Source organism: Candidatus Hydrogenedentota bacterium (assembly GCA_019695095.1).
Taxonomy (GTDB): Bacteria; Hydrogenedentota; Hydrogenedentia; order Hydrogenedentales; family SLHB01; genus JAIBAQ01.
Genome location: JAIBAQ010000272.1, coordinates 1 through 6,286, shown reverse-complemented (window position 1 = coordinate 6,286; position 6,286 = coordinate 1). Strand labels below are relative to the sequence as shown.

Sequence of the window (6,286 nt, the reverse complement as noted above, 5' to 3'; positions counted from 1 at the left end):
CGGCCGCTCCTCGCCTCACCGCTTCTTCCAGCGCAACGAACTCGCCCATATACATGAGGGACAACACACGAAAGGCAGAACCATGTCCACCAGCATTTGCTTCGATTGCGTCGCCCGGATGGCTTGCGCGATAGCGCAAACGTCCGGAAAGACATATTCCGCTCCCAAGAAACACGACTGCATTCTTGCCATGTTTCTTCCCCGGCAAGCACAACGCGCACTCGCCGTTTTGCTGACAGGTTCGGATGTCACCGGACTCCCTGCGCCTCCGCGCCTCTGCGCGAGAGAGCATTCCTCCGGGATACCGCCTTGCCCCGTCAAAAATGCGCGGGCCCTCCCTCTCCCTTTCCTGAGCTAAGTGCTTACGGGACAATGATCGGTTGAATTACCCCAGCGGGACACCCCGTCATTCACTCAACCAGGGTTTGAGGTCGTCGTCGGCGATGGCTCCGTGGCGGATGATCACTCCTTGGTCCGGGTCGAATACGGTCGAGGGCGGGCTGGGCGGCAAGGCGCCGCCGTCGATGGCCATCGCGATACCTTCGAGCGTGATTCCCGCGAGCGAAGTCGCGGGCGGTTGGCCAGACAGGTTCGCGGAGGTCGACGTGATGATGCCGCCCGCCTTCGAACAGAAGGCGCGCGCGGTTTCCGCGCCCGGACAGCGCACGCAGACCTTGGAACTGCCTGCGGTCAACGAGTCAGGCAGGATCGGTTTCTTAGGAAGCAGGAGGCTGAGCGGGCCGGGCCAGAATTGGCGCATGCACGCCAGCGCGTTGTGGGATACGTCCAGGCAGATGGCCTCCAGACGCTCCGGCGAATCCACGATGAGCAGGATCGGCGCGGAGGCATCGCGTCCTTTGACGCGAAACAGTTTCGCCAGCGCATCCTCGTTGAACGGATCGACGCCGAGTCCGTAAACGGTCTCGGTGGGATACGCGACGATTTCGCCGTTGCGAATCGCGGCCGCCGCTTGGGCGTAGCCCGACTCATTCGGCGGGACGACGTTCATGGCCGTGCAGCCAGGAAGTCTCGCATCTGCGTGAAGGCGCGTGAACGGTGGCTGATGCGCGCCTTGATGGAGGCATCCAGTTCTCCGAAGGACTGTTGGTAGCCTACAGGGATAAACAGCGGGTCGTAGCCAAAACCGTTCTGGCCGCGTGGCGTGTAATCGATCCTGCCTTCGACTGTGCCGCGCGCGGCGTGGGTGTTGCCTTCGAGATCGACGAACACGCTGCAGCACACGAACCGAGCCGTTCGCGCTTCGTCGGGGACGTCCTTAAGAAGGCCCAACAGCTTCACGTTGTTGTCGTCATCCGTGCAACCTTCGCCGGCGAACCGAGCCGAGAACACGCCCGGCGCTCCATCGAGGGCGTCCACGACGATTCCCGAGTCGTCGGCAACGCACGGCACGTTCAATGCCCGTGCATAGTACTCCGCCTTAAGGTGGGCGTTCTCTTCAAAAGTAAGACCGTCTTCAACGGGCGCGGGGACCGGCGGATACGCGGACAAGTCCACAATCTGCCAAGGCACGCCGTTCAAGAGTTCCGCTATCTCGCGGACCTTGTGCGTATTGCCCGACGCTATGAGGAGTGGCTTAAGCACGGCCAAGCGCGCGATTCTGGATCGCGAACAGTTCGCGAATACCTTGCTCGCCCAAGGTGAGAAACGCGTCGAATGTCTCTCGAGAAAAGGCTTGACCCTCGGCACAGCCCTGGATCTCGATGAAACGGCCGTCGCCCTGCATCACGAGATTCATGTCCACTTCCGCGCTTGAATCTTCGGTGTAGCACAGGTCCAACAGGGGTTCCCCGCCGACAAGTCCGACGCTGACCGCCGCGCATTGCATCAAGGACGGTTTCACGGCAAGTTTACGATCCTGGACGAGCGATTCGAGTGCATCGTCGAGCGCCACGTACGCGCCGGTGATCGCTGCGGTCCGCGTACCGCCGTCGGCTTGGAGCACGTCGCAATCGATGATGATTTGGCGTTCTCCCAGGGCCTGCAGATCGGTGACACATCGCAAGCTTCTGCCAATGAGACGGCTGATCTCGAGCGCGCGGCCCTTCTTGTTCGAATCGCGCGAAATCCGTTCCGACGAGGACGCGGGCAACATCGCATACTCGGCGGTCACCCAGCCCTTTCCGGTGTCGCGGAGAAACGGAGGCACGCGCTCCTCAAGCATGGCGGTACACAAGACGCGGGTATCGCCAAACGACACCAACACGGAACCGGCGGCATGCTTCGTATAGCCGCGCTCGATGGTTACTGAGCGCAGCTCATTGTTACGGCGGTTGTCGACGCGCATTACTGAGGAACAGCCTCGCCTTGCGGAGCGACGTTCTGCACGTTCGGGTCTTCCGCGGCCTTCGTCGCGTCGGCGGGCGTCGCCGCAACCTGCGTCAGCTTCGTATCCTTATGATACTTCGCGATCAGGTTCTCCCAAACGGAGTCTTCCTTAAGGATCTCGACCGCTTTCCGCAGTTGCTCGTCCTCGACGACCCCTTCCTTCATCTCGTTGCCGGTCACCGCACCGTGGTTCTGCTGGTTCTGCTTGGCGGGATCATCCCGGAACGAATCGCGCATTTGCAGATAGAGCTTCACCGCGTCCTCAGTGGACACGACGTCTTCAATATCCGGCAGAATGCCGTGCTTGTTGATGGTGACATGCGCCGGCGTGTAGTACAACGCGGTCGTCAACCTGAGGGCGCTGTTCTTGGGCGTGGCCAGCGGGATGATGGTCTGCACGCTGCCCTTGCCATACGTCTTCTCGCCCAGGATCAACGCCCGTTTGTGGAACTGAAGCGCACCCGTAACGATTTCCGAAGAACTGGCCGTCTGGTCATTGACCAGGATGATGATCGGGAACTGCATCGGGAGCACCGGCTCCTTCTCCGTGAACAGCGTGAGCTCGTCGTTCACCTTGCCGTCATCACCGACTCGCCCTTTGGTGTACGTGACAAGCGAATTCTTCGGGAGGAACAGCTCCGAGACTTCCTTCGCCGCCGTGAGCAGACCGCCTGGGTTCCAGCGCAAGTCGAGCACGAGGGACTTCATCCCCTCTTTCTCGAGCGTACCGATACGCTCGGCCAGTTCATGCGCCGTGGTCTTCTTGAAATCGCTGACGCGAATGTAGCCAATCCCGCCTTCAAGAACGCGCGACTCAAGGATACTCTCCAGGGGGATCTTGTCGCGGGTTACGTCCAGGTCCAAGAATTGCGGGGGCGTGTTCTCATCCTCGGAGCGGCGCAGCACTTTCAGGTGCACAATCGTCCCGCGAGGTCCGCGGATAAGCTTGGCAGCCTCATCCAAGCTCATGCCCTTGGTCGAGATATCGTCGATCTTCAGCAAGAGGTCGCCGCCCATCATGCCGGCCTTCGCGGCGGGCGATCCGGCCATCGGCTGGAAGACAGAGATGTTCTTATCCTCATCCAACTGGATCTTGATGCCGATACCGTCGAATTCCCCTTCCGTGTCGTCGATGATTTGTTCGTAAATCGTTGGGGGAATATAGGAACTGTGGTCGTCGAGGGAGTTCATCATACCCGTGAGGGCGCCTTCGACCACCTTGTCGATGTCCGGCTCCTCGACGTAGTTCTTCATAATCTCTTCAAGCACGACCCCTATCGGGTTAATCTGCTCGAAAACGTCGACCTTCTCTTGCGCCCGGATTCGTGCCACGAACCCGTTCGACAACAGCAATGCCGTCAGGGTCAGGAAGCACAAAAGACCCAGAAACTGCGACCGGTGATTCCTCATAGATACCTCATACGTGCGATCTTCGGATTTGCGGCCTTGCACTGCCCACCGAGAAAGCCCGAGAGCAGCCTCGGCTCAGCATACGGTAACTATATCAGAGGATGGGGCGAATTGCGACTCCATACGAGGGATATTTTCAGGTTACTGCCAGTCTCGCTCTCAAGCGAGAGAAGAGTGAGGAAGGGAGCTTGGCGCCCCCTTCCTCAAGTCTGACATGCGGTTCGTTAGTGGCTGTGGTTAAGGCCATGCGTCGCTTCATGCAAGACCGCCCCGCCTAGGTTGACCGGGAAGTCGCTGAGATTGTTGGGTGTGTAGCGAACAAAGCTCACGTGTCCGTCCATGTACAGCACGTTGCAGCCCCCCGGAACATGGTTGAAATGGCTGGCTTCGTCGCCGCTGATTTCGTCCCACATGACCGGCAATTCAGATTGTGCCTGGGAACTCGCCGCCGGATTATTGATGTCGGAGATGAAAAAGCGCTCGATTCCCTCGCGCAGTCTGTACGCTTGGGTCTGAGTACCGACCATGACGGGGCTGCCTCCATCTTCAAACTCCCAGTCTTCGTCCGCTACGCCAATGCCGTCGGCCTCGAACTTCTCGATCAATCCGACAACCGCCGTCTCGAATGCCTCCACATCGAGATCAGAAAGCAGGAAGTTCTTCTTAAGCCCCCAGCCAACATAGACGTAGGGGTGCTCGAAGACTTCGCAGGGTTCTACAATGCCGTTGCCTGCGGACGGCATGTGGCCATCTTCCATGCCATGTGCATAAAGCGATGATAGCGTCTGTCCCTCATCCCACAGTTCCAAGGCGGTCGAACCGCTCGGCGAGCTTGGGCATACAAGAACGTTCAGGTCCGTCAGGTACTCCGGATAGAGTGTGACGCAATTCAGCATTGTGGAGAGCGCCTCCTCGAATTGAACCCCGTCGCAGTAGGCGGACTTAATCGGGGGGAATTTCTCACCTTTCGATTCGCCCGCGTACATCTTAAGGATGACGCCCATTTGTTTCAGGTTGTTTTGGCAACTGGCGCGGCGGGCCGCCTCGCGGGCTCGCGCCAATGCCGGAAGCAGAATGGCCGCCAATATGCCAATGATGGCAATGACGACAAGCAGTTCGATCAATGTAAACCCTTTGCGGCTCATAGATTACGGTTCTCCATGTACGGGTGTAGTCTTTTCCCAAGTGCGCACGCCCACCAAATCGTCCCAAGACGATTGGTCGCAATTAAGTGGATATGAAATCAGGCACTTAGGAGAGAAGGAGGACCGCGGCGGGAGAGAGGGGAATGCGAAAGATCGCACCAGCGAAGCAGCGTCGTTTGACAAATCTTAGGTTCGACGGTCAAGCACGTTGCGGATGCGTCAACCGGACCCGTTACTAGCGCCGGTGTGCCGACCAGATTACAGAACGCGCAGGTGTCGCGATGATGCGATGCCGGCCAAGGAGTTGAACCGTTAGCATGACCGGGACCGCTGCAACGAACAAAGAGACTGGCGTATTCGTGCATTTCCGCCACCGCCATAAAGGAAAGCAGTGTATACGCGAATACTCTCAGCGGGAGTCTGTGTTTTTTCAATCTCGGCATTGAAGTTTCAACGAAAATGAAGTCGTGTCGTGTGTGTCGCGCGCAGGTCGCGATAGTGCTAGTTGATAATATGCTATCAAAACGCTGCCGTCAAGTGGTTTGACGATATTCCCGTACGCAAGCCGGTAGCATTCCTTCAGAAAATACGTTACATTCCCGGAACTGTACTCAAGGCGTTCTGCAATTCCCTTATACAGAGTGGGTGACCTCGGTGAACAAGAAAGAAGTCGCGGCAGTACTGGAGGATATCGCTATCCTCTTGGAACTCAGCGGAGAGAATCCGTTTAAGTCACGCTCGTACGAGAATGTGGCCCGGGCTCTCGAACAGCATGAGGACGATATTGAGACGCTCGTCAGGGAGAAGCGGCTGCGGGAGATTAAGGGCGTCGGCGAGGCTCTTGAGGACAAGATAACCGAGTTGGTTACTACCGGAAAGCTGGAATACTACGAGTCGCTTCGAGCCAAGTTTCCGGAGACGCTCTTCGAGTTGTTCGCCATTCCTGGACTGGGCGCGAAACGCATCAAGACCGTATACGAAGAACTCAAGGTCCATACCCTTAACGGACTTGAGCGGGCCTGCAAGGACGGCAGAGTAGCCGCCTTGAAAGGGTTTGGCGCGAAAACCCAAGACAAGATCCTGGAAGGGATCGCGTTTGCGCGCCAGCGCAAGGGGCAGTTTCGTGTGGATGTGGCGTCGGCTGAGGCGGCAAAACTCCGCGACTGGGTGGCCGGAGCAACAGGAGTCCAGCGCATAGAGATTGCCGGCAGTCTTCGGCGCCGCAAGGAAGTCGTGAAGGACATAGACATTGTTGCGTCTTCCTCAGACCCCAAAGTGTTGATGGACCGGTTTGTGGCCTATGAGGGCGTGGAAACGGTGACCGGTCACGGAGACACCAAGTCGAGCGTGGTTCTGAAGTCGGGTATCGCGGCAGACCTGCGCGT

General features: G+C 58.3%; 7 protein-coding genes and 1 pseudogene. 1 reads left to right on the top strand and 7 read right to left on the bottom strand.

Annotated elements, in window-relative coordinates; all coding sequences use genetic code 11:
• The 7 genes and pseudogenes from K1Y02_24530 to K1Y02_24500 all read right to left on the bottom strand — a co-directional run.
• Positions 1-292 (bottom strand): hypothetical protein (locus K1Y02_24530; GenBank protein MBX7259549.1); only part of this gene is annotated, 292 nt, incomplete at its 3' end.
• 114 nt (positions 293-406) lie between these two features.
• Positions 407-1,009, bottom strand: a complete 603-nt coding sequence (locus tag K1Y02_24525) for a threonylcarbamoyl-AMP synthase (GenBank protein MBX7259548.1) — start codon at positions 1,007-1,009, stop codon at positions 407-409.
• Positions 1,006-1,602, bottom strand: a complete 597-nt coding sequence (rdgB, locus tag K1Y02_24520; GenBank protein ID MBX7259547.1) for an RdgB/HAM1 family non-canonical purine NTP pyrophosphatase — start codon at positions 1,600-1,602, stop codon at positions 1,006-1,008. The genes K1Y02_24525 and rdgB overlap by 4 nt, the downstream gene beginning before the upstream one ends.
• A complete protein-coding gene (rph, locus tag K1Y02_24515; protein MBX7259546.1) occupies positions 1,595-2,305 on the bottom strand; it encodes a ribonuclease PH in 711 nt (236 codons plus the stop codon). The genes rdgB and rph overlap by 8 nt, the downstream gene beginning before the upstream one ends.
• Positions 2,305-3,756 (bottom strand): S41 family peptidase, encoded by a 1,452-nt coding sequence (locus tag K1Y02_24510; protein ID MBX7259545.1) that lies wholly within the window; start codon positions 3,754-3,756, stop codon positions 2,305-2,307. Before K1Y02_24510 ends, rph begins: the two co-directional genes overlap by 1 nt.
• 224 nt (positions 3,757-3,980) lie before the next feature.
• The gene (locus tag K1Y02_24505; GenBank protein ID MBX7259544.1) at positions 3,981-4,652 is read right to left on the bottom strand and encodes a hypothetical protein; all 672 of its coding nucleotides are present in this window, start codon (positions 4,650-4,652) and stop codon (positions 3,981-3,983) included.
• Between the two features lie 165 nt (positions 4,653-4,817).
• Positions 4,818-4,901 (bottom strand): annotated as a pseudogene (locus tag K1Y02_24500) (prepilin-type N-terminal cleavage/methylation domain-containing protein).
• Between the two features lie 654 nt (positions 4,902-5,555).
• Between K1Y02_24500 and K1Y02_24495 the strand changes: the two are divergent.
• Positions 5,556-6,286, top strand: a 731-nt coding sequence (locus K1Y02_24495; GenBank protein MBX7259543.1) for a hypothetical protein, incomplete at its 3' end; no start/stop codon positions are given.